Source organism: Acidobacteriota bacterium (assembly GCA_026393755.1).
Classification (GTDB): Bacteria; Acidobacteriota; Vicinamibacteria; order Vicinamibacterales; family JAKQTR01; genus JBAXOX01.
This window is the reverse complement of the sequence record JAPKZO010000040.1, coordinates 206952-229185: the sequence shown is the minus strand read 5'-3', so window position 1 is coordinate 229185 and position 22234 is coordinate 206952. Positions and strand designations below refer to the sequence as shown.

Annotated in this window: 23 protein-coding genes; 10 read left to right on the top strand and 13 right to left on the bottom strand. The window is 66.0% G+C overall.

Going from position 1 to position 22234, the window contains the following annotated elements; all coding sequences use genetic code 11:
- Positions 1 to 279: 279 nt before the first annotated feature.
- On the top strand, positions 280 to 1176 hold the full coding sequence (gene lpxC, locus NTV05_18100; GenBank protein ID MCX6546308.1) for a UDP-3-O-acyl-N-acetylglucosamine deacetylase: 897 nt from the start codon (positions 280 to 282) through the stop codon (positions 1174 to 1176).
- A gap of 24 nt (positions 1177 to 1200) precedes the next feature.
- On the opposite strand, the gene NTV05_18095 is transcribed toward lpxC, so the two are convergent.
- Genes NTV05_18095 through NTV05_18085 form a run of 3 tightly spaced genes read right to left on the bottom strand, consistent with a single transcriptional unit; the run spans position 1201 to position 2446 of the window.
- Positions 1201 to 1470: a hypothetical protein gene (locus tag NTV05_18095; GenBank protein MCX6546307.1), complete on the bottom strand. Its 270-nt coding sequence runs from the start codon at positions 1468 to 1470 to the stop codon at positions 1201 to 1203.
- A gap of 2 nt (positions 1471 to 1472) precedes the next feature.
- Entirely contained in the window at positions 1473 to 1814 is a 342-nt protein-coding gene (locus NTV05_18090) for an STAS domain-containing protein (GenBank protein ID MCX6546306.1), read from the bottom strand.
- Positions 1811 to 2446, bottom strand: coding sequence for a sigma-70 family RNA polymerase sigma factor (locus NTV05_18085; protein ID MCX6546305.1), 636 nt, complete (start codon positions 2444 to 2446; stop codon positions 1811 to 1813). Before NTV05_18085 ends, NTV05_18090 begins: the two co-directional genes overlap by 4 nt.
- 79 nt (positions 2447 to 2525) lie before the next feature.
- On the opposite strand from NTV05_18085, the gene lysA reads away from it, so the two are divergent.
- Together lysA and tmk are read left to right on the top strand one after the other, a co-directional pair.
- Positions 2526 to 3767 carry a diaminopimelate decarboxylase gene (gene lysA / locus NTV05_18080; GenBank protein MCX6546304.1) on the top strand — a complete coding sequence of 414 codons (1242 nt, stop codon included), beginning with the start codon at positions 2526 to 2528 and terminating at the stop codon, positions 3765 to 3767.
- 14 nt (positions 3768 to 3781) lie between these two features.
- Entirely contained in the window at positions 3782 to 4369 is a 588-nt protein-coding gene (gene tmk, locus NTV05_18075; protein MCX6546303.1) for a dTMP kinase, read from the top strand.
- A 133-nt stretch (positions 4370 to 4502) separates the two neighbouring features.
- Here the strand turns inward: tmk and NTV05_18070 are convergent, their stop codons facing one another.
- The 6 genes from NTV05_18070 to rplU form a co-directional block, all read right to left on the bottom strand.
- A complete protein-coding gene (locus NTV05_18070; GenBank protein MCX6546302.1) occupies positions 4503 to 4928 on the bottom strand; it encodes a phosphoribosyltransferase family protein in 426 nt (141 codons plus the stop codon).
- A gap of 508 nt (positions 4929 to 5436) precedes the next feature.
- Complete coding sequence (rsfS, locus tag NTV05_18065; GenBank protein MCX6546301.1) at positions 5437 to 5826, bottom strand: ribosome silencing factor; 390 nt, start codon at positions 5824 to 5826, stop codon at positions 5437 to 5439.
- Positions 5823 to 6530: a nicotinate-nucleotide adenylyltransferase gene (gene nadD, locus NTV05_18060; GenBank protein ID MCX6546300.1), complete on the bottom strand. Its 708-nt coding sequence runs from the start codon at positions 6528 to 6530 to the stop codon at positions 5823 to 5825. Before nadD ends, rsfS begins: the two co-directional genes overlap by 4 nt.
- On the bottom strand, positions 6527 to 7549 hold the full coding sequence (gene obgE, locus NTV05_18055) for a GTPase ObgE (GenBank protein MCX6546299.1): 1023 nt from the start codon (positions 7547 to 7549) through the stop codon (positions 6527 to 6529). The genes nadD and obgE overlap by 4 nt, the downstream gene beginning before the upstream one ends.
- A 59-nt stretch (positions 7550 to 7608) precedes the next feature.
- Positions 7609 to 7872, bottom strand: coding sequence for a 50S ribosomal protein L27 (gene rpmA / locus NTV05_18050; protein ID MCX6546298.1), 264 nt, complete (start codon positions 7870 to 7872; stop codon positions 7609 to 7611).
- An 81-nt stretch (positions 7873 to 7953) separates the two neighbouring features.
- Positions 7954 to 8268 carry a 50S ribosomal protein L21 gene (gene rplU / locus NTV05_18045; GenBank protein MCX6546297.1) on the bottom strand — a complete coding sequence of 105 codons (315 nt, stop codon included), beginning with the start codon at positions 8266 to 8268 and terminating at the stop codon, positions 7954 to 7956.
- 241 nt (positions 8269 to 8509) lie between these two features.
- On the opposite strand from rplU, the gene NTV05_18040 reads away from it, so the two are divergent.
- Positions 8510 to 11410 carry an MASE1 domain-containing protein gene (locus NTV05_18040; protein MCX6546296.1) on the top strand — a complete coding sequence of 967 codons (2901 nt, stop codon included), beginning with the start codon at positions 8510 to 8512 and terminating at the stop codon, positions 11408 to 11410.
- A gap of 82 nt (positions 11411 to 11492) precedes the next feature.
- Here NTV05_18040 and NTV05_18035 read toward each other — a convergent pair whose 3' ends face one another.
- Positions 11493 to 12230, bottom strand: coding sequence for a hypothetical protein (locus NTV05_18035; protein ID MCX6546295.1), 738 nt, complete (start codon positions 12228 to 12230; stop codon positions 11493 to 11495).
- Positions 12231 to 12237: 7 nt separating this feature from the next.
- Entirely contained in the window at positions 12238 to 12600 is a 363-nt protein-coding gene (locus tag NTV05_18030) for a tetratricopeptide repeat protein (protein ID MCX6546294.1), read from the bottom strand.
- A 152-nt stretch (positions 12601 to 12752) separates the two neighbouring features.
- On the opposite strand from NTV05_18030, the gene dprA reads away from it, so the two are divergent.
- The 4 genes from dprA (at position 12753) to NTV05_18010 (ending at position 19366) form a co-directional block, all read left to right on the top strand.
- Positions 12753 to 13811, top strand: a complete 1059-nt coding sequence (gene dprA, locus NTV05_18025) for a DNA-processing protein DprA (GenBank protein ID MCX6546293.1) — start codon at positions 12753 to 12755, stop codon at positions 13809 to 13811.
- Positions 13812 to 13840: 29 nt separating this feature from the next.
- Complete coding sequence (gene topA, locus NTV05_18020) at positions 13841 to 16567, top strand: type I DNA topoisomerase (protein MCX6546292.1); 2727 nt, start codon at positions 13841 to 13843, stop codon at positions 16565 to 16567.
- Between the two features lie 158 nt (positions 16568 to 16725).
- Positions 16726 to 18111 carry a methylenetetrahydrofolate--tRNA-(uracil(54)-C(5))-methyltransferase (FADH(2)-oxidizing) TrmFO gene (gene trmFO / locus NTV05_18015; protein ID MCX6546291.1) on the top strand — a complete coding sequence of 462 codons (1386 nt, stop codon included), beginning with the start codon at positions 16726 to 16728 and terminating at the stop codon, positions 18109 to 18111.
- Positions 18112 to 18382: 271 nt separating this feature from the next.
- Positions 18383 to 19366: a tyrosine recombinase XerC gene (locus tag NTV05_18010; protein ID MCX6546290.1), complete on the top strand. Its 984-nt coding sequence runs from the start codon at positions 18383 to 18385 to the stop codon at positions 19364 to 19366.
- A gap of 9 nt (positions 19367 to 19375) precedes the next feature.
- Here the strand turns inward: NTV05_18010 and NTV05_18005 are convergent, their stop codons facing one another.
- Positions 19376 to 20632 (bottom strand): cytosine permease, encoded by a 1257-nt coding sequence (locus NTV05_18005; GenBank protein ID MCX6546289.1) that lies wholly within the window; start codon positions 20630 to 20632, stop codon positions 19376 to 19378.
- Positions 20633 to 20878: 246 nt separating this feature from the next.
- Here NTV05_18005 and NTV05_18000 point away from each other — a divergent pair, with 246 nt between their 5' ends.
- Positions 20879 to 21259 (top strand): cupredoxin domain-containing protein, encoded by a 381-nt coding sequence (locus NTV05_18000; GenBank protein MCX6546288.1) that lies wholly within the window; start codon positions 20879 to 20881, stop codon positions 21257 to 21259.
- A 63-nt stretch (positions 21260 to 21322) separates the two neighbouring features.
- Positions 21323 to 21994: a CDP-alcohol phosphatidyltransferase family protein gene (locus NTV05_17995; GenBank protein ID MCX6546287.1), complete on the top strand. Its 672-nt coding sequence runs from the start codon at positions 21323 to 21325 to the stop codon at positions 21992 to 21994.
- A gap of 24 nt (positions 21995 to 22018) precedes the next feature.
- Here NTV05_17995 and NTV05_17990 read toward each other — a convergent pair whose 3' ends face one another.
- Positions 22019 to 22219 carry a hypothetical protein gene (locus NTV05_17990; GenBank protein MCX6546286.1) on the bottom strand — a complete coding sequence of 67 codons (201 nt, stop codon included), beginning with the start codon at positions 22217 to 22219 and terminating at the stop codon, positions 22019 to 22021.
- Positions 22220 to 22234 lie beyond the last annotated feature (15 nt).

The following is a 22234-nucleotide window of genomic DNA, read 5'->3' as shown; positions in this document are numbered from 1 at the left end:
ATCTTCCATTATTGCATCTTGTTTGCGCAGCTGGCCGCGCAACCCGGCGGAGGTTGAAATATCCCACTCTATCGATGTGGTAGAGTGACAACAGTCGCCGCCGACGCGGCTGTGGTATCGAAGCCACAGCCGGGGAACACGCCAGAGAAATTCGAGGCGTACGCAAAGATTCAACTTCTTTAATTATACCTACTTACATCAATTTCAGGCGATTCGGCTGTTGCGGTATGCGGATTGCTTGGATTCGTAGGGTCCATCTCTTGGACCAGCGAGCGATTCATGATATTTCAGCGAACTCTCCGACGTCAGGTGGCCTGTGCCGGCATCGGCCTCCACTCTGGACAGAAGGTGACTCTGGGCCTGAAGCCTGCTCCGGCAGACTCGGGAGTTCGTTTCCGCCGCAGTGATCTGGGCATCGACATTCCCGCCGCCGTCGCGCACTTGAGCGGGACCAACCATGCGACGGGGTTGTCGCGCGACGGGGCGACGGTCGACACGGTCGAGCACTTGCTGGCGGCGCTGGTCAGCCTGGGCATTGACAATGTGACGGTGGAGCTGGATCACAACGAAGTGCCCGTGATGGACGGCAGCGCGGCGCCGTTCGTGTACCTGTTGCAGGAAGCCGGTACCAAGACGCTCAGCACGCCGCGCCGGTACCTCAAGGTGCTCAGGCCGATCACGGTGTCGAGGGGCGACAAGATGATGTCGCTCTACCCGGCCGAGAGCTTCAAGGTCAGCTACAGCATCAGCTTCGATCATCCGCTGCTGCGGCACCAGTCGCAGACGTTCCAGATGACCGAGGCGTCGTTTGTCGACGAGATTGCGCCGGCCCGGACGTTCGGATTCCTGCACGAGGTCGAGCTGTTGCGCCAGCAGGGACTCGCGCTCGGCGGCTCGCTCGAAAATGCCATCGTCCTCAGCGAGACCGGCGTCCTCAACAACACGCTCCGCTTTGAGGATGAATTCGTTCGCCACAAGATCCTCGATGCGATCGGCGATCTGGCCCTGGTGGGCTATCCGATTCTGGGCCACCTGGTGGCCAGCCGCGCCGGGCATGCGCTGCACACGGCGTTTGCGAAGCAGTTGCTGTCCGAACCGGACGCGTGGAAGATCGTCGAACTCCAGCCTGAACCCCTGTCGCTGGCCGTCCCGGCCGGCGTGCCCGTCCGGGCGTAAGATCCGTCAGGGCGTGAGAGAGAATTAGTCCTTCGACGCCAGTTTGCGCATGTACGAGCCGAGGCGCTCGTTCTCGTAAGTGACGGTATTCAGGAACAGGCTCTCCTGCAGGTACGCGCGCCGTTCCTCGTCGGTCATCTGGCCGATGAGCACCTGGATCTCCCGCATCATATCCTCGAACGATCGCTCGAGTTCGCGACGGGCTGTGACCTCATGGAACAGCGTCTCCATGACCGTCAACAGGTCGCCGTCGAGGGCGATGTCGGCACCCGTGCTGGTCTTGATCGTCCGCATGGCTACCCCTCGAAGCTGGAAAGCGCGCTGGCTTCGTCGGCGAAGAGCTGGATGAAGTTGTGCGCGCCCGTCATGGTCAGCATGGTCTCGACGCGCTTCTGCACCGAGGCCAGTTTCATCGCCCCGCCGGCGGCGGCCGCCTGGCGGTACAAGTCCATCAGGCAGCCAATCGTGGCGCTGTCGATGTAGACGACCGGAGACAGATCGACGACCAGCTTTCTCGTTCCCCCGGTGATGAGCGAGAGCACCATGGCCGAGAAGTCGGAGAGCAGCGGGTACATCAGCCGGCTCTCACCCACGCGGATGACGGTGACGTCGCGGACGTGATCGATGGTGTGCTTCATTCTCGTGCTCCAGACAGGTCCGGCTTGCTGGCGGCCCGAACCGGTCGTGCCCGATCGCGCAGGCGGCGAATCTGCCGCGCCAGTTCGTGGCGCCCTCTGTTGATCCGGGACTTGACCGTGCCTTCCGGCAGCGCGAGCCGGTCGGCGATTTCCTGATACGACAGCTCCTGCATGTCGCGCATCACGACGGCGGCGCGCAGCGTGTCGGGCAGGTGCCGAAGCGCCTCGCGAAGCAGCTCGGCGAGGTCACGGCGCTCGAGCGCGGCCAGCGGGCTGACGTCGGGAGACGCGGGCGCCAGATCGTCGCTCCTGACGTCGCGGTCGATGGTCTCACGTTCCTTCCGCACGCTGCGATAGTGATCGATGCACAGGTTCCGGCTGACGCTGATGAGCCAGGTCTGAAAATTCGCCCGCCGATCGAACGTGGCCAGCGAGCGAAAGACCTTCAGGAAGACATCCTGCGTCAGGTCCTCGGCCTCGTCGTGCCGGCCGACGAACTTGTAGGCGACATTGAACACGCGCCGCCAGTACTGGCGGACAACGGCCTCCCAGGCCGATTGGTCCCCTTGAAGGCAGCGTTCAATGAGGGCGTCGGATTCGAGCGATGCCGCTGTCGGTTCGTACGGAGTCATTGCATCAGGTAGCGTCACAGAGTACCGCACGGTCTGGGGGGTGTCAAACCGGCTCCGCCTCCGGTAAGATGCCTTGATTGTGAGTGCATTCACCCGCCGGGACGGCTCGCTCTGGTGTGACGAGGTGCCGATCGCGGAGATCGTCGGCGACGCGGGATCCCCGCTCTACATCTACAGCGCCGCGGGCATCCGCGGGGCGTTTACCGCGCTGGACACCGCGCTGGCGGGCTCGCGCCACACCCTGCATTACGCGCTGAAAGCCAACTCCACCCGCGCCGTCCTGCGGCTGCTCCGCCAATTGGGCGCCCACGCGGACGCCAATTCGGGCGGCGAGATCGAAGCGGCCAGGCGGGCCGGGTTCGAGCCGGCCGAGATCGTCTTCACCGGCGTCGGCAAGACCCGCGACGAACTCGATCACGCCGTCGCGCTGGGCGTTAAGGCGATCAACATCGAATCGGACGGAGAGGCCCGGCGGATCGACGACCTCGCGCGCGCCCGCGGCGTCAAGGCGCGCGTCGCGCTCCGCGTCAATCCGGACATCGATCCGAACACGCACGCGAAGATTTCGACCGGACAGCGCTTCAACAAGTTCGGCGTGCCGATCGAATACGCCCTCACGCTGCTGCGCGATATGGCGCGTCGGCCAGGACTTGATCCGGTCGGCCTGCACGTGCACCTCGGGTCGCAACTGGTGGAGTTGGACCCCATCGTGCGCGCGGCGCACGCACTCGCCGAACTTGCGCGTCAGGCGAAGGACGCGGGCGTGCGCTTGCGCCACCTGGATCTCGGCGGCGGCCTGGGCATCGCCTATGACGGCGCGTCTCCGCCCGATCCGGTCCGGTATGCCGAGGCCATCGCGCCGATCGTGAAGGCCACCGGACTCGATCTGCTGCTCGAGCCGGGGCGGTACCTGGTCGGATCGGCAGGCATTCTGGTGGGTCGCGTTGCGGACCTCAAGAGCTACCCGGGATCGCCCCGCTTCATGGTGCTCGACACCGGGATGACGGAACTGATTCGCCCGGCGCTATACGGGGCCTACCATCGCATCGAGGCGGTGACGCCCCGGGCCGGCGACGAGCTTGTGTACGAAGTGGTCGGGCCGCTTTGTGAGACCAGTGACACACTGGGACACGACCGATCATTCGGCCCGGTCGAGGTCGGGGATCTGATCGCGATCTTCGATGCCGGGGCCTACGGGATTGTCATGGCGTCGAACTACAACCGGCGCCGTTTCCCCGCCGAGGTGCTCGTCGACCAGGGGCGGTGGGAGATCATCAGCCGACGCCAGAGCTATGATGATCTGATGGCGCGCGAAGTATAGAGACCGGGGACCCGATGACAGGACTGCTGATCGTGTTCGAAGGGCTCGACCAGAGCGGCAAGCAAACGCAGGCTCGGCGGCTCCGGGAGCGTTGGGAAGCCGCCGGACGCCGGGTCGAATCAATCGCGTTTCCCGATTACACGTCGCCGATCGGCCAGGAGATTCGCACCGCGCTGCACGGCGGCCGCGACTACGCCGCCGATACGATCCAACTGCTGCAGATCGCCAACCGCCATCAGTGGAAGCCGCAGATCGAGCGCTGGCTTGCCGACGGGTGCGTCGTCGTCAGCGACCGGTATGCCGCCTCGAGCGTCGCCTACGGCGAAGCGCAGGGCCTCGATCCGGCGTGGCTCACCGCCGCGCAGGTGTACCTGCCGCAGCCCTCGATTACCGTTCTGCTCGACATCGCCGCAGACGTCGCCGCCGCGCGCAAAGCCCGGGATCGAGATAACTACGAGCGGGATCTCCCCATGCTCTCGCGGGTCCGAGCGAGCTACCTGCGTCAGGCGGCGCAGCCGGGATGGGTCGTGGTCGACGCCGCCCGCCCGGTCGACGTGGTTGCCGCCGACGTCGTTAGTGGCCTGTCCCAGCTGATTCGGTAGTGCCTTCCGGGCGGGGCATCCCGCCTCGCTTCGTTGCTCAACGCTCAAATACTCCCGGTATTCTCGCGTTTCGCGCCTTGCGATCCGGGCGCCGCGCTCCGGAATCCGCTACCTATTCAGCTGGGACAGGCCACTAGCGCGGTCTGGTCGCAACTCGCGCCGCGGTAAGCACCCGCACTTCCTTCGCGCCGGCCCGCTTCACCACGGCGGCGCACGCCTCGAGCGTTGCGCCTGTGGTGCTCACGTCATCGACGAGGACCACGGTCAGTCCTGCCAGACCCGTCGTGACCCGGCGGCGCAGCCATGCGGGCCAGCGCCAGGTCTCCCGCCAGCGGAGCGCGAAGGCGCCCTCCACGTTGGCGTGGCGGACCCTGGCCGGGAGATCGACTTGCGGACGGGTGCGTCGCACCCGTCGGAGCACGCGACCGACGGGAAGACCCAGTTGCGCCGCGAGCAACTCGGCCTGATTGAAACCCCGCCAGTGGCGCCTCGACCAGTGCAGCGGTACCGGGACAGCGATGTCCGCGCCGGCCAGCACGTCGGCGCCATGACGGCGCATCAGCGAGCCCAGCCGCGTCGCGATCGATTGACGCCGGCCGTACTTGAGTGCGTGGATGACGTCGCGCAGTGCGCCCTCGTAGTTGCCGATGGCTCGGGCGCGCCCGACCGTCCCTCGACCAGTCGCACAGTGAGCGCAGACCGGCGGCGCGCCGGAACCGGCGGGCCGCGTCGGCGGAGGGCTTTGGCCCGGCAGAGGAGCCGAGGCGCGACGGGCAGGCAGGACAGTTCTGTCTGGCCGACAGCCGAAATCGTCTCTCGAGGCCAGCACGCCGAAAGCGGCCGCCGCGAGCCGGTCGAGTCGCTGGCGGCGGCAAGGCAGGGGGTCGCCGCACCGATCGCAGAACGGCGCAGTAAACGGCTGAACCGCCGACCAGCAGCGCTCGCATATCGCGCCGGCTCGGAGATGCTGAAGAACGGCGCCGCAGCCGGCGCAATTCGGGGCGAGCAGCACCAGCGCCGCGGCTTCGGCGCCTCGCGCAAGTCCTCGCGCGAGGCGCGTCCACCCATCAGGCCGCTGTGTCTGGGACGGGCGTGAAGTCGGCGCTGCCCCAGAGCCGCTCCAGGCCATAAAATCGGCGCTGGTCGGCCGTGAAGACGTGCACGACGAAATCGAAGTAGTCGAGCAGGATCCAGTCGGATCGGTCATAACCCTCGACGTCGGCGGGTCTTGTGCCGGCCGCAGCGAGCGCCACTTCGATCGCCTCGGCAATCGCCTTCACCTGCCGGGGATGCTGACCCGTGCAGATCAGGAAGTAGTCCGTGAATGCCGACACCTTCCCGAGGTTCAGGACCACCACGTCGGTGGCCTTCTTCGCGTAGGCGGCCCTGGCCGCCAGGAGGACAGCGTCTGGCAGCACGTGATCGGCCGGCTTGCGTCGCGTCTGGGTTGTACTCATGCAAATTGCCCGCCGCCTCGACCTCCGGTTGGTGCGGGCTCGGGTGGAGCGCCGTACAGGCCGTGGCGGCGAATGTGTCTGTCGATTTCAGGAGGCACGAGACCCGAGATCGAACGGTGGTCACGCGCCCGTGATCGGATGTCAGTCGATGACACGTCTGGCGTGGGACAGTCGAGCAGATACACGCGGGGGGCCTGCTCGTCGGCGACCGGTACCCCGTCATCTCGGACCGTCATCATGCGCGATGCCAGGCCGGGGAGCCGCGCCGGCAGCTCGGACGCCGAGATGCCAGGCCTCGATGAGACCACGAAGTGGGCGAGCGAGAGCACGCCAGGGTATTCGCGCCACGTGGCAATTTCCGCAAACGCGTCAGCCCCCGTCAGGAAGAAGATCTGCAACGCGGCATGCCCGGCCGCGTGGAGACGGCGGAGCGTATCGGCGGTATACGACGGTCCCGGCCGGACCAGTTCGATGTCACTGGCGACCAGATACGGGTGCGCCGCGCACACCATCGCCACCATCGCAAACCGGTGAAACGGGGAAGCGGATGGTCCGGCAGCCCGGTGCGGCGGTACGAGCGACGGGATGATCAGGATGTCGTCGAGACCAAGCAGGCGTCGCGCGGCGCCGGCCACCGCCAGATGGCCGACATGGATCGGATCGAACGTGCCGCCGAGGACGCCCGTGCGTCGTGCGATCGTCACTGGTCAGGAGCAGGCGGACAAAGGTGCTGCCACATGGCTTCCACCAGTCGGCCGACCCCCTCACCGGTAACGGCCGAGATCCGATAGAGCGGAATGTGCCGCGTCGCCAGATGCGCCTCCAGCCGATCGACGGCCTCGGGATCGGCCACCACGTCCATCTTGTTGGCCACCGCCAACTGGGGTTTTTCGGCCAGTTCCGGACGGTACAGCTCGAGCTCGCGCCGGATCGTGTCGAAGTCTACCACCGGATCGCGCTCGGTGGCGCCCGAAACATCGATGATGTGGACCAGCAGACGCGTCCGCTCGAGATGGCGGAGGAACTGATGGCCAAGTCCCAGTCCGCGGTGCGCGCCCTCGATGAGCCCAGGCACGTCGGCCACGACGAAGCTGCGGTTGTCGCTCAGGGCAACCACGCCCAGATGCGGCGTCAACGTCGTGAACGGGTAGTCGGCAATCTTGGGCTTGGCCGCAGAGATGCGTGCGATCAGCGTTGACTTGCCAGCGTTGGGGAATCCGACCAGGCCCACGTCGGCCAGCAGCTTCAACTTCAGGCGCAGCTGTTTGATCTCTCCGGGCATTCCCGGATCGGTCCGTCTCGGTGCCCGATTGGTCGAACTCACGAAGCGCGCGTTGCCTCGGCCGCCCTGACCGCCCGCGGCAATCGTGAAGCGCTCTCCAGCCACCGTCAGATCGGCGACCTCGACCGGCTCGCCACCATCCTCCGGCACTTCCAGCACGGTGGTGCCGACCGGCACGTCCAGCACGAGATCCTTGCCATTCTTGCCATGACAGTTCGAGCCCATGCCGTGCTGGCCGCGCTGGGCGTGGTATTCGGGATGGAAGCGGTACGTGACCAGCGTGTTCATGTGCGGGCTGGCCACCAGAAACACCGAGCCCCCGTCGCCCCCGTCACCTCCGCTTGGGCCTCCGAGCGGCACGTACTTCTCCCGCCGGAACGCCATGCAGCCGCGGCCCCCGTTGCCGGCGGCGACGCGGAAGTCGACTTCGTCAACAAACATGCGGCCTCACGTACACACGAAAGCCACGGGCGTGGAACCCGTGGCCCGTCGAGCAGAGATTATTTTTCGACGATCGGCACAATGCTGATCGCACGGCCGCCGCGGCCGTGGTCTTCGAACGTCACGACGCCGGCGATCTTGGCGTACAGCGTGTCGTCTTTGCCCAGGCCGACATTGAGGCCCGGCCTGAACTTGCGGCCCCGCTGCCGAACCAGAATTGAACCGCCCGTGACGATGTTGCCGCCGAATCGCTTGACGCCGAGGCGCTGCGAATTGCTGTCGCGGCCGTTACGGGAGCTGCCCTGTCCTTTTTTGTGTGCCATCGCTGATCGTCCTGACTGCGCTTCGACTCTGTACGTCTCGCGAACCGGCGGTGCACGGCCTGCCGTGCGCCCGACCCCCGCCTAGACCTGGATGCCGGTGATGCGCACGCGGGTCTGGTCGGCGCGGAACCCGTGGGTCCGGCGCTCCTGCTTGCGGCGCTTGCTCTTGAACACCCGGATCTTCGGTCCGCGGGTCTCGTCCTCGACCACGCCGACGACCTTGGCGCCGGCCACGAAGGGCGCGCCAGCCATGATTTCGCCGCCGTCCTTCGAGACGTACAGCACCTGCTCAAAGGTCACTTCGGCACCCTTGGCGCTGGCCATCCTGTCGATGGTCACAACGGTTCCGGGCTCCATCTTGACCTGATGTCCGCCGTTCTGAACTATCGCGTACACGCGTCACCCCTCGCTGATATCGACACCTGGCACCCTCCGGAAGGCTCCGGCGGCAGCGGCGCAAACATTGATACTACCAGAAACGAGCCGTCACACGCCAGTCGAGCCTTGTTTCTCGGGATTGGAGATTCGGGAGTCGGGAGTCAGAAGGCGCCGGGGGCGCGGATCAGCGCGCAGCCGGGTGTAAACTGATCACTTGCCATAGACGGAAACGCGCGCCCTTCGACCAGAAAGCGGCCGCATGACAGACGCTCTCCCCCGGTCGCCGAAACCGCTCACGGCCAGCGATGGCGTCAGCGATCTGTCGACGCCATCGGCTCGATCGACGCCGAGGATCGCCGTACGCGTCGCCATCGTCGCACTGGCGTACTTCGCCTCCCGCGAGTTCGCGTTCCTGTTTCCGGCCTCGCACCAGATCCTGATGGCCATCTGGCCGCCGAGCGGTGTCGCGCTGGCCGCGTTCCTCTTGAGTCCTCGCTATTTGTGGCCCGTGGTTGCCGGGGCACTGGTCGTCGGAGGCACCGCCGCGGATGTCCTGGCGTCCGGTCGACCCCTTCTTTCGACGGCAGGCTTCCTCGGTGCGAGCCTCGTGGAATCACTGGGATGCGCCTGGCTGATCGAACGCTGGTGCGGCTCGCGCGTCCGATTCGCGCGAGTCAGGGAGATTCTGGCGTTGGTGGCTGGCGCGTTGGTGGTGAACGCGGTCAGCTCGATGCTCGGCGCGGGCACGGCGACCCTCACCAGAACCGCGTCGTTCTGGGATTTCTATCAAACGTGGTGGGTTTCCAACGGTCTCGGTATTCTGCTCGTCACGCCAGTCATCGTGACATGGGTCGAGTGGCGTGATCAACTGGAGCAGTTGAGCGGGCGGCGCGTCGTCGAGTCCGTGGCGTTCTTGACCATCTGGACCGGGGCAGGATGGCTCACATTCAATGCGGGTCCTTTGGTCCACGCCTCGACCCCGTCTCCGTACCTGATGGCTGTCCTGCTGGCATGGCCTGCGCTGCGCATCGGACAGCGGGGCGTCACCCTGGCCTTGGCTATTCTCGCGGCGGTGGCCGTCGCCAGCCACGCGATCGAGGCGGGTCCGTCACCGCTGGGCGGTGAGACGGCGTACGTGAGGCTGTTGTGGCTGCAGGTCTATCTGGGAATTACCGCCATCACGGGATTCCTGCTGGCCGCCAGCTACGCCGAAACGCGAGCCGCCGAACGCCACGCTCGGGAGGAGCAGACTCGACTGCGCACGCTCGGCGATCACATACCAGACAGCATCGTGTACCAGGTTGTGCGCGGACACGACGGGAAGATGCGCTTCCTGTATGTGAGCGGAGGCGTCGAACAGCTGACGGGCAAGTCGCCCCAAGAGGTGTTGGATGATCCGTCGGCACTCTACGGCCTGATCGTGGACGAGGACCGGGCCACGCTGGCCGCCGCCGAAGAGGCATCGGCCAAAGACATGGCCGTCTTGAACACTGTCGTGCAATTCCGCCGGCAGGATGGCCAGATCCGCTGGATGCTCTTCGCCTCGTCGCCGCGCCGTCTGGCCGATGGGCGGATTCTGTGGGATGGTATCCAGACCGATGTCACCACACGCCGGCAGGCAGAGCAGACACTGCGAGAGAGCGAGGAGCGGTTCCGCCAGCTATCCGACTCCGCATTCGAAGGCCTGATGTTCCACGAGGCGGACGTCGTGATCGACGTCAACGACGCCCTCATCAGGATGTTCTGGCTCGGCGCAAAATCAAACCTGATCGGCCAGAAAGCCTCTGCCGTGCTCCCGCTGACACTCGAATCAAGGAGCATCATCGAAGAGCGGCTCCGGACGAAGCCATCGGAACCCAGTGAGATTTCGGCGATCTCGCCAGACGGAGCGGTCTGCTTCTTCGAAGTGGTCAGCCGCCCCGGCGTCTTCCGCGGTCGGGACGTGCGCGTGGTGGCCGTGCGCGAGATCACGGAGAGAAAACGCGCGGAGGCGGAACGAGACAAACTGCACGATCAGCTGCTGCAGGCCCAGAAAATGGAATCAGTTGGACGCCTGGCCGGCGGCGTCGCCCACGATTTCAACAACATGCTCGGCGTGATTCTCGGCCATGCCGAACTGGCCCTCGAACAGCTGGATCCGACCCAGCCTCTGCACGCGGACATCGACGAGATTCGGAGGACGGCGGAACGATCAGCGGATCTGACCAAGCAACTGCTGGCCTTCGCGAGGAAGCAGCCGGTCGCCCCGAAGGTGCTTGACGTGAACGACACGGTCGCCGGGATGATGAAGATGCTCCGGCGCCTCATCGGGGAGGACATCGATCTGATCTGGATCCCCGGGGTAGACGTTTGGCCCGTCCGCATCGATCCGGTCCAGGTCGACCAGATCCTGGCCAACCTCTGCGTCAACGCGCGCGATGCGATCTCCGGCATCGGCAAGCTGACGATCGAGACGGACAATGCCACGATCGACGCTGCGTACGCTGCGCATCACCCGGGCCTTGCGGCCGGTATGTACGTGACTCTGGCAGTCAGCGACGATGGCGCGGGCATGGACGAAGAGGTGGTCGCGCACCTGTTCGAGCCTTTCTTTACGACGAAAGAGATGGGCCGGGGAACCGGCCTCGGTCTGGCTACGGTGTTCGGCATCGTCAAGCAGAACGATGGCTATATCGATGTGAAGAGCGAGCCAGGCAAGGGAACAACCATCACGACGTTCCTGCCGAGGTTCTCCGGCGTTCAATCGGCAGATGCCACGGTCGCCGTCGCCGGCATGCGCCGCGGCCGGGGCGAGACCATTCTGTTCGTGGAGGATGATCCGGCACTCCTGACACTCGGCCAGACCATGCTCGCACGGATGGGGTACGTCGTGCTTCCCGCGGGCATGCCGAACGAGGCGATCCAGTTCGCCGAACGGCACCCAGGGACGATTGACCTGCTGATGACGGATGTCGTCATGCCGGAGATGAACGGCCGGGAACTGGCCGCCCGGGTCCAGGAACTGAGGCCTGAGACGCGGTGCCTGTTTGTGTCAGGGTATACCGCCGACGTCATCGCGCATCGCGGCATTCTGGACGAAGGAGTTCAGTTCGTGCAGAAGCCGTTCACGATGCAGATCTTGTCAGAGAAGATCCGCGACGCGCTTTCGCACCGGGCCTGACCGCGACCGACTCCCGCCTCCCGCAGCGGGGCGGGAGATTCGAGAACCGGGATCGCTGCAGGGGCACGGCATGCCGTGCCCGTTACTTGAGCAGCGTCCTGGTCCCCTTGATGGTCTGGCTGCTCAGCGTCGACAGGAAGGCCGGCACGAGCCGGTCCATCAGCTCGAAGTAGGTTGACAGGGCCGGGTTGCTCTGCTCGGCGCTGTAGAGCACCTCCTCGCGGAACGTCTCTGTGTACAGCACGGCACCAGTGCGCCCGTCGATGAAGACGAACTTCGGCTTCAGGATGAAGCCCTTCCGCTCCATGTAGGTGCGGACCGGGATCACCTGGCGGCGTCCGAACGTGTCGTAGGTCTCCTCTTCGCGCTGCACGTACCCGGTGGCCGCCTGCGGCGCGAACATCACGGTGCCGGTCACGATCAGCGGCGACTGGAACTCTTCGCCGACCTTCTTCCAGTACGCCGTGTTCGCAAACAGCGGCTCGAAAGCCTGCAGGTCCTTGTCTTCCTTGATGATTGCCGGCAGATCGATGACAGGAGCCGGGCTCGCCGGATCCTGTTGGCCGGCCGGCTGGCTCTTCGCCGCGACGTCCCTCAGGGGCAGCACCTCGGCGTCGATGACCTTCAGACTCGACTTGTTCTTGAGCTGGTTGCGCAACAGGCGCACGGTTTCCAGGTTCGCATCCACGTCCTCGGTGCCTCCGGCGACGAAGCCGGCAACCAGCACGCGCGAGAACGCGGTGACATCGAGCTTCGGCTTGATCGGCGTCTCGACCGGCACCTCGAATGTCGTGGTGCAGGCGCTCGTCGCTATGATCAACGCCGCACTAGCGAGACAGTTGGCGATTCGCACGATCGTTGATTTCCTTGAACAAGTCGAAGTTCTGCCTGATGTACATGTTCTTGGGATCGAGTTCGATTGCGCGTTCGTACGCCTTCTTGGCCTTGTCGAACAGTCCGGCCGTCTCATACGCGATCGCGAGGTTGTTGAACGCCGCGGCATACTCCGGATCGAGCGCGACGGCGCGCTCCCATCGGTAGACGGCTTCTTTCCACAAGCCCTGCTCGGCGACCTTGATGCCGAACTCGACCTGGGACCGGGCCTCCTTGCGGTCGGCGGCCGATGCGACCGTTGCAGAAACTGCCACGGCCGCGAAGGCCAACGTGAGCGATTTCTTCAATCGGTTCATAGACACCATGGGCGCCAATTCTCACGTGCGCGATAGAGGCAGGAGGGTCTATTGCCACTATAACGCCCGATCTGGTGGGGCGCAAGCAGCCCCGGGAGGAGCGGCGGGCGGCGCCGCGCGGCGATGGCATGGTCTTCGCATCAGCGCGGAGAATGGCGAGCCTCAGAGAGATCGTCGCGGTGTCACTGCTCTGGACGGAGACCCCGCGGGTGCCCGCAGGAGCCTCGGCCGTCTGCGATCTCGATCAGGCGCTCGACGTCGCCGGCATCGGCCGACTGGGAGGCGTCCGCGAGCGGCTCCTGGATCGCGCCGAGATAGCGCTGGCAGAGGGCGCCGCACACGGGCTGCAGGCGTTGGTCCGAGGCGGCGAGTGCTATCCGGCCAGTCTCGCGCTGATTCCCGACCCGCCCGCGGTGCTCTGGATTCGAGGAGATCTCAGGCCGACGGATCTGGCCGTGGCCATCGTCGGCTCGCGAACCGCCACACCCCTCTCGCTCGACGTCGGATTCCAACTCGGCGAGGGGCTGGCGCGCGCCGGTCTCGCGGTGGTCAGCGGGATGGCCCGCGGTGTCGATTCGGCGGCTCACCGCGGTGCCCTCCAGGCGGGTGGCCGCACCATTGCCGTACTGGGATGCGGCGCCGACGTCGTCTATCCGCCAGAACATGCCGCGCTGGCCGACCGCATCAGCAGGTCCGGCGCTCTGGTGAGCGAGCTGCCGCCGGGTGCTCCGCCGCTGGCATGGCACTTTCCCCGGCGCAACCGGATCATCAGCGGCCTGAGTCTCGGCGTCGTCGTCGTCGAAGCCGCCGCCGACAGCGGATCCCTGATCACTGCCAGGTGCGCGCTCGACCAGAACCGCCCGGTGATGGCCGTGCCTGGCGGCGTGCTGAGCGGCCGCAACAGGGGCGCCCATGCGCTCATCAAGGACGGCGCCAGGGTGGTGGAGGGCGTCAGCGACGTTCTGGAGGAATTACGGCTCGAAATCCTGACCGCCGCCGACCCGGAGGCGCGGCTTTCCCATCCCTCCAACGACCCGCTGCTCCGGGTAATGGACGTTGGGGAACCCTACCTGCTCGAGACGCTTTGCGCCGAAACAGGCCTGGATCCTGCCAGGGCGCTCAGCCGTCTTGCCGAACTGGAACTGGCCGGCTGGATCTGCCGGGCAGGCGGGGGCCGATTCGTGAAGCCCGGCTCGAACGTGCTAAGGTAACGGAAATCTGGACTATCTGCAGGAGTTCAATGGGGAAGCCACTGGTGATCGTTGAGTCGCCGGCCAAAGCGAAGACGCTGGCACGGTTCCTGGGTAACGAATTTCGCATCGAGGCGAGCTACGGGCACGTGCGGGATCTGCCGGAGCGGGCATCGGAAGTGCCGGCCAGTATCCGCGGCAAGTCCTGGGGCCGCATGGGAGTCGACACGGACGGCGACTTCACCCCTTACTATGTGGTCCCCGCCAGCAAGAAGAAACAGGTGGCGGTGCTCAAGGCCGCGTTGAAAGGCGCGTCGGAGCTGATCCTGGCCACCGACCCCGATCGTGAGGGCGAGTCCATCAGCTGGCATCTCAAGGAGATTCTCAAACCCAAGGTTCCGGTTCGTCGCATCGCGTTCCACGAGATTACCGAGGACGCCATTCGGGAAGCGCTCGCGTCGAAGCACGATCTGGACGAGAACCTCGTGAGGGCACAGGAGAGCCGGCGGATTCTCGATCGTCTCTACGGCTACACCCTGTCGCCCGTGTTGTGGAAGAAGGTGCAGACCGGCTTGAGCGCGGGCCGCGTGCAGAGCGTGGCGGTCCGGCTGCTCGTGGAGCGCGAAGAGGCCCGGCGCGCGTTTCGTACCAGCGCGTTCTGGGATCTCGAGGCCCGGCTGACATCGGGTGGACGGGCGTTTGTCGCAACGCTGGTTCGCGTCGGCGACGAGCGGGTGGCGACCGGGAAGGATTTCGATCCGGCCACCGGCCTGCTCGCCAACAAGCGCGTGCGGCACCTCGACGAGGCCGCGGCGCGCCGACTGGCCGATGCGCTCACCACGAATCTGCCGTGGGAGGTGACGTCGGTCGAGGCCAAGCCGGGTGCTGAACGGCCCGCGCCGCCGTTTACGACGTCGACGTTGACCCAGGAGGCAAGCCGCAAGCTCGGGTTCTCGACCGATCGCACCATGCAGATCGCCCAGCGGCTGTTCCAGGGCGTCGAGATCGGCGGTGGCGACATCGAAGGCCTCATCACTTACCACCGCACCGATTCCACCACGCTCAGCGACAAGGCGATCCACGAGGCGGCTCGGGTCATCCGCCAGATGTTTGGCGACGAGTACTACACCGGCCCGCGACGGTACCAGACCCGCGTCAAGAACGCCCAGGAAGCGCACGAAGCGATCCGGCCCACCGATTTCCGCCTGGCCCCTCAGCAGTTGGCGGGCGTGCTCAATGCCGACGAACTGCGGGTCTATGAGCTCGTCTGGAAGCGCACCATGGCCTCGCAGATGCCGGATGCGCGCGTGTTGAAGACGCTGGTGGAGATCACCGGACGCGGCCCCAGCGGCGAACCCTGCGCGCTGACCACCAGCGGCAAGGCCATCGAGTTCGCCGGATTCCGGCGCGCGTATGTCGAAGGAAGCGACGACCCCGATGCCGAACTGGCCGATCAGGAATCGATTCTGCCGACGATGAAAGAGGGCGATCACATCGGGCGGGCTGGCGCGGCCAGCCAGGCGCAGGTCAGTCTGGCCAGCCTTGATCCGAAGGGCCACGAGACGCAGCCGCCAGCCAGGTACACGGAGGCGGCGCTCATCAAGGAGCTCGAGCAGGCCGGCATCGGCCGCCCGTCGACGTTCGCGCCGACCATCGCGACGCTCGACCGCCGGGCCTATATGTTCCGCCAGGGCAAGGCCCTGGTGCCGAGCTTCTCGGCATTCGCCGTGATCCACCTGCTGCGCCGTCACTTCGGCGACTACGTGGATGTGGGGTTTACGGCCGAGATGGAAGAAGATCTCGACCAGATCTCCAACGGCGAACGCGACTGGTTGTCGTTTATCAAAGCCTTCTATCGGGATGGCGAAGGTGGCCACCCCGGGCTCGAGCCGATGGTCAGGCGTGAGGAGTCGAAGATCGACTACCCGACCCTCGACGTCGGGCTGGACCAGGCGACAGGAGAGACCGTGCGTGTGCGCCTCGGCCGGTACGGTGCGTTTCTTCAGCGGGGTGAAGGCGGTACAGGCAACACGGCGACGCTGCCCAAGTCCCTCGCGCCAGCCGATCTGACGATCGAGAAGGCGTTGGCGCTGCTCAAGGTCAAGGCCGAGGGGCCGCGCACCCTGGGCCCGGATCCGGTCTCAGGACTGTCGGTGTCGGTGCAGCACGGGCGCTTCGGGCATTACATCCAGTTGGGCGAGACGCCGCCGCGCGTCAAGGGCCAGAAGCCCGAGATGCCGAGACGGGCGTCGGTTCCTGCCGGCAGCAATCACGCGACGATTACGCTGGCTGAAGCGTTGCAGTTGCTGAGCCTGCCGCGCGACCTGGGTGCGCATCCGGCCGATGGCGAGATCATTGTGGCCAGCCGCGGGCGATTCGGTCCTTACGTGAAACACGGCGACCAGTTTCGATCGCTCGAGGATGGCGATGACGTGTTTACGATCACGCTGGAGCGGGCTCTGGCGCTGCTTGCGGCGCCGAAGGTCTCGCGGCGTCAGACGATGACCAGGACCGTGATCCGGTCGCTGGGGAATCGCCCTGACGGCGGAGTCGAGATCAAGCTGATGGAGGGCCGCTACGGCCCGTACGTCACCGATGGCACCGTGAATGCCTCGTTGCCGAAGGGCGGAGACCCGGCTGCGCTTTCGATCGCCGATGCCGTCGAGTTGCTGAACGCCCGCGCGGCGGCAGGGCCGGCAAGCGGACGCAAGGGCAAGAGCGTTCGCGCTCGGCCAGCGGTGCGGAGCAAGAAGCGAGCAACAGGCAGCAAGAAGTAAGAAGTAGGGGCGCGATTGATCGCGCCCGGACGGCAGACGGCCGACGGGAGGGCGGTTCCTCCGCGTCCCCGCCTGTTTGATCTTGGTTCGAGGGGCCGCTACGGAAGCCGCCATCCCGCCCGTCCTGGACTACTCGGCGAGGCGCAAACAGGACTCACATGCCGCACGTTCGAATTATTGGTGGCGGGCTGGCTGGCTGCGAGGCGGCGTGGCAGATCGCCCGGCGCAACGTGCCTGTCACGCTGTACGAGATGCGGCCGACCCGGCCGACCGACATCCACCGCACCGGCAACCTTGCCGAACTGGTCTGCAGCAACTCTTTCCGTGCCGACAAGCTCGACAACGCCGTCGGCCTCCTCAAGGAGGAGATGCGGCGGCTCGATTCGCTGGTGATGCGGGTGGCAGACGCCGTGCGCGTGCCCGCCGGCGCGGCGCTGGCCGTCGATCGTGACCGGTTCGCGATCGAGATGACCCGGGAGATCGAGCAGCATCCGCTCATCACCGTGCGGCGCGAGGAAGTCGACCGAATCCCGGTATCCGACGGTGATGCCCGGCCGGTAATCATCGCGACCGGTCCGCTGACCTCCGACGCCCTGTCTCATGACATCCGCGAGTTCGTCGGGCAGAGCTACCTCTATTTCTATGACGCGATCAGCCCAATCGTCTCTGCCGAGAGCATCGACATGAGCAGAGTCTTCAGAGCGTCACGGTGGGGGAGAAGCCTCGGCCCGGGCCATGACGCCAGCGCTCCCGTGGGCGTTGAAGGCGCCGATGCTGGCGGCGAGGGCGACTACCTCAATTGCCCGATGACCGCCGCCGAGTACGGCGCGTTCTACGACGCGCTGACGCACGCGGAATCGGCGACCGTGCATGACTTCGACCGCACGCAGTTCTTTGAAGGGTGCCTGCCGATCGAAGTGCTGGCGCACCGGGGACCCGACACGTTGCGCTTTGGACCGATGAAGCCGGTGGGCCTCGCCGACCCGCGCACGGGAAGGCTTCCGTACGCCGTCGTCCAGCTGCGCCAGGACAATCTCGCCGGCGATCATTACAGCCTCGTGGGGTTTCAGACGCAGCTCAAGTGGAGCGATCAGGCGCGCGTGCTGCGATTGATTCCCGGTCTGGAGAGGGCCGAATTCGTGAGGCTCGGCATGGTCCATCGCAACACCTACATCAACGGCCCGATGGTGCTCGCCGAGACCTGGCAGGCCCGTCGGCGCCCGGATCTCCTGTTTGCCGGCCAGATCTCCGGCGTCGAGGGTTATGTCGAATCCGCGGCGTCGGGGCTTCTCGCCGGAATCAGCGCCGCATCGCTCGCACGGGGGCTGCAGCCGACCGCACCATTACGGACGACCGCGATGGGGGCGCTGGCGTACTATGTGTCTCACGCGACATCGGCGGGATACCAGCCGAGCAATATCACATTCGGCATCATGGAGCCGCTGCAGAAACCGCCCCGGAACAAGGTGGAACGGAAGCTCGCGATCTCGACACGGGCGTTGGCGGATTTGGCGGATTGGGAAGAAGCAAGTAGCAAGAAGTAGGAAGTAAGAAGTAAGAAGTAAGAAGAGGGGAGCGCTGCTGCCAGCGGACGAACGGCTTCCGAAGCGGCCCCTCGAACCGAGCCGACAGCGCAGTCTGCAAAACGAACCGTGAGGGCCGAAACGGGCTGCGCGAATAGCGCGACCGTAAGGTCGGTACCGAGTCCCGGAAGGTCCGTTTTGCCGGCTCGCGTGAGCGGGGACGCGAAGGAACCGCCGTCCCGATGGCTGAGTGGCTCCGGTCACGAAGCCAGAAGCGTGTGAATCGGAACAAGTGAAAGATCATCTCCGGTCGTTTCTCGACTTCATTCGCCTGAACCGGGGCGCCTCGCCGCACACGGTGCGCGCCTACGAGAGCGACCTGTCGCAATTTCTCGACTTCCTGCCCATCCACAACGGCCGGTCCGGCGGTGAGCAGCGGCCCACCGATTGCGACGTGGCCGCCATCCGGTCGTTTCTCGCCGAGCTCTATCGGACCCACAGGTCCCGCAAGAGCGCGGGCCGCAAGCTGGCGGCGGTCCGGACGTTCACGCGTTATCTTCGCCGCGAGGGGCTGATCGAGGGCGATCCCGGTTCGATGGTCGCCACGCCGAAGTCCGAGAACAAGCTGCCGGCGCACCTCGAGATTGACGAGATGACGGCCCTCCTCGAAACACCGGACACGCAGTCGCCGCTTGGAAGACGGGATCGGGCGATGCTCGAGCTGTTCTACGCGTCCGGGCTGCGATTGAGCGAGCTGGTGGGTCTCGACCTGGAGAGCGTGAATCTCGGCGGCCGCCTCGTGCGCGTGCTCGGCAAGGGGAGCAAGGAGCGCATTGTCCCCTTCAACCAGAGCGCGGCCGACGCGCTGCGGGCGTATCTCAAGGACCGCCCCGCGCTCGAGCAACAGGCGTTGCGGCAGAAGACAGGGCCGCCGAAATCACCCGCGCGACGGAGTCCCCTCCGGCGGCTGCCGCGGGAGTCGGCCGCCGCCAGTCCCCTGTTCCTCAACGCCCGCGGCGGACGGCTGACGGGCCGAAGTGTGCACCGGCTGGTGCGGCTCTACGTGTCGCAGTGCAGCATCCGCAGCGGCATCAGTCCGCATGCGCTGCGGCATTCGTTTGCGACACACCTGCTGGAGCGGGGCGCGGACCTGCGGGCCATTCAGGAACTGCTGGGGCACGCGCAGTTGTCGACCACGCAGCGCTACACGCACGTGAGCGCCGCGCAACTGATCGACGTCTATCGCCGCGCGCATCCGCGGGCGAGGCAGCAGTAGGGGTGCGATTTATCGTGCCCTTGGTACGCCTTGCCCCCGCCGTCTCGCCAGGATCCGGTACGCCACAATCGAAGTCATCAGCGACGGCAGCGTTCCGCCCCACCGACTGGCGAGATAGTAGGCCAGGCTTCCGAGCGCCCACGCCACCACACCCGGCAGCAGCACGCCACGATAGGGTCCACGGGCATCGTACAGATCGGGCACATGAGGCGCCGGGCGTCCGAACCGGAAGTGCGCCACCAGAACGCCTCCGACCGGCACCAGGACGCCCCCCAGCACCACCATGAACTCGGCGTACCGATTCAGCCAGCTTCCCGAGAGCAGCGCGAGCAGTGTGCCGATGATGCCAATCGACCAGACCGACCACTGGGCGCTCATCCGCGGTACCAGGGTCTTCCAGGCCAGCCCCGACATGTAGATGTTCACGAAGTTCGTGGTGATCGTGGCCAGCACCATCAACACCGCCCCCACCCAGCCGAGGCCGATGGCCGCCATCATCTCGCCCGGGTCGGCCGTGCCCGCCACGCGCGCCGCGGCCAGGCCCAGCGGCATCATCCAGAGACTGGTAAGCAGCAGCCCGAGCAACACGGCCCATGCGCTCTTTCGCTCCGACGTCGTGTACCGGGAATAGTCCGCGAACATCAGGATCCACGACACCTGGTAGCCGACGACGATGTCGAAGCCGCGAAACCAGGAGGGGCCGTGGACGGCCGGGGCGATCGACATCGGCAGTTGCGAAGGCGCCTGGATGACCGCCCACGTCATCGCGCCTCCAACCAGCAGCAGCAGCGGCACGGCAATCCGATCGGCGAGGCCCACCGCGCGCGGACCGAGCGCCACCACCGCGGTCGAGACGAGGCCCAGGCCCGCAATCCACAGCGGCATGGCTGCCGGACCGCCCAGCAGCCGTGCGCCAACCGATGCGGCAATCACGTTGTTGACGGCGATCCACGCGAAGTTGGTGACGTAGAGGAGGGCCGCAACCAGCCCGGCGCCGCGAACACCCAGCGCCGCGCGCGCCGCGATGACCGACGGCACGCCCAACCGCGGGCCGACAACCGCCAGCGACGCGACGAGCATCGAGCCGCCCGCCGCGCCGACCGCAATCAGGATCAACGCCGATGCCGGTTCGAAGTCGCCGGCGAGCGCCGCACCCACTTGCAGCGTCGTCGCGACGATATTGGCGCCGGCGAAGATCCAGAACACGTCAAGGGCGCGCTGGGTTCGGGCGCTCGGGGGAATCTGGGCGATATCCGCCGGGTTCATGTTGGCCGAGACCCCTTGTTCCTGGTCCGTATGCTGACCCGTCACAGCGTAGCGTCGAAACGGTCGGACCGCAATGGAGGGTCCGTGATCCGTTGAAGGCCGTCCGACATCCCGATGCCCGTCGCCACCGGCCCCATCGCGCGGCTTGCGGTCCGGAGGTGCTTCGAGTGAGAATCGGGAGACAGAACGGGCTGCGCGCCCGCGCGATGCCAGGCTCGCACAACGTTCAGCCGAGAAGGAGATCGAATGACCCTCAGAAACATATTCGCGTTCGCGGTGGCGCTCTCGTTTGCGGCCGTTGTCGGATCGGCCCAGGCGCCGAGCGCTCCGGCCAAGCCCAGCCAGGCACAGAAGAAGGTCCAGAAGGTGAAGCTGTCGTTCGACGACAAGGGCTATGTCGTGACGCCCTCGACGCTCGCCAAAGGCGTGCCGGTCGAGATGGACGTCGACCTGGACACGGTCAAAGGGTGCATGCGGACCGTCGTGATTGCGTCGTTGAACGTGAAGAAGACGGTGAAGGCCGGAGATACGCTGATTGCGTTCACGCCGGACAAGGCGGGGAATGTGCCGGTGATTTGCGGGATGAACATGGGCAAGGGCGCATTCACCGTCGTCGATTCGAAGTGACGTGAAGGCGGCGCCGGGAACTCCCGGTGCCGCCTTGTTCTGCCGCCGCCAGCAGGTTCTGCCATGCACCGCCCCGTCAAGCGCTTCGACTACTCCCGGGCCGTCAAGCAGGGGTATCAGCTCCCGCTGTTGCGCTATCTGAACGTCGATCGCTACGTGCACCGGCCCGTGGGTGCGTTGATCGTGCGGGCGGTTTATCCGACCAGCGTCACCCCGAACCAGCTGACGTACGCGTCATTTGCGCTGGGCGCCGTCGCGGCGGCCTGCTTCTGTCAGCCGGCGCGGGCCTACGTGGTGGCAGGGGCGTTCATTCAACTCGCGGCGAATTTTCTGGATTCGGCCGATGGCATGCTGGCCAGGGCCAAGGGCATGCCCAGCCGGTTTGGAGCGACCCTCGATCTGATGCTCGATCGGATCGGCGATCTGCTGCTCTATGGATCGACCATCGTCGCGTACTATCACGCGACGGGTGACCAGCGCCTGGCGATCGCGGGACTGGTCGGCCTCGCCCTCTTCAACCTGCAGGTGACGCTCTACTATCTGGTCGAGCAGTACAGAAGAGCAGAGCGAACCGGCATGTCCGGGGAGACGCGCGCCCTGATCAGCTGGTTGATCGTCGTCTGCGCGCTGGCCGGGCGGTTCGAGATCCTGATGTGGGTGATGGTCGTCGAGCCGGTGGCCAATATCCTGTATCGCGTCTGGTGCTTCCACCGCCTTCCACCCGATCCCGTCTGACCCGACGGCTCGCGCCGCGTGCCGTCATGCCTTTGGAGCGGGCGCCGGCCGGCGAGACGCCGGGCTCTCGATGCCAAGCGTCTTCATCTTGTAGTTGATGACGCGCGCGCTGACGTGGAGCAGATCCCCGGCATCGCGCTGGATCCAGTTGCACATCCGGAGCGCCTCGGTGACCGCCTGCCGCTCGATGTCTTCGAGCGCGACCCCGGTCGGGGGGATCCGCACGACGGGCGTGGCTCC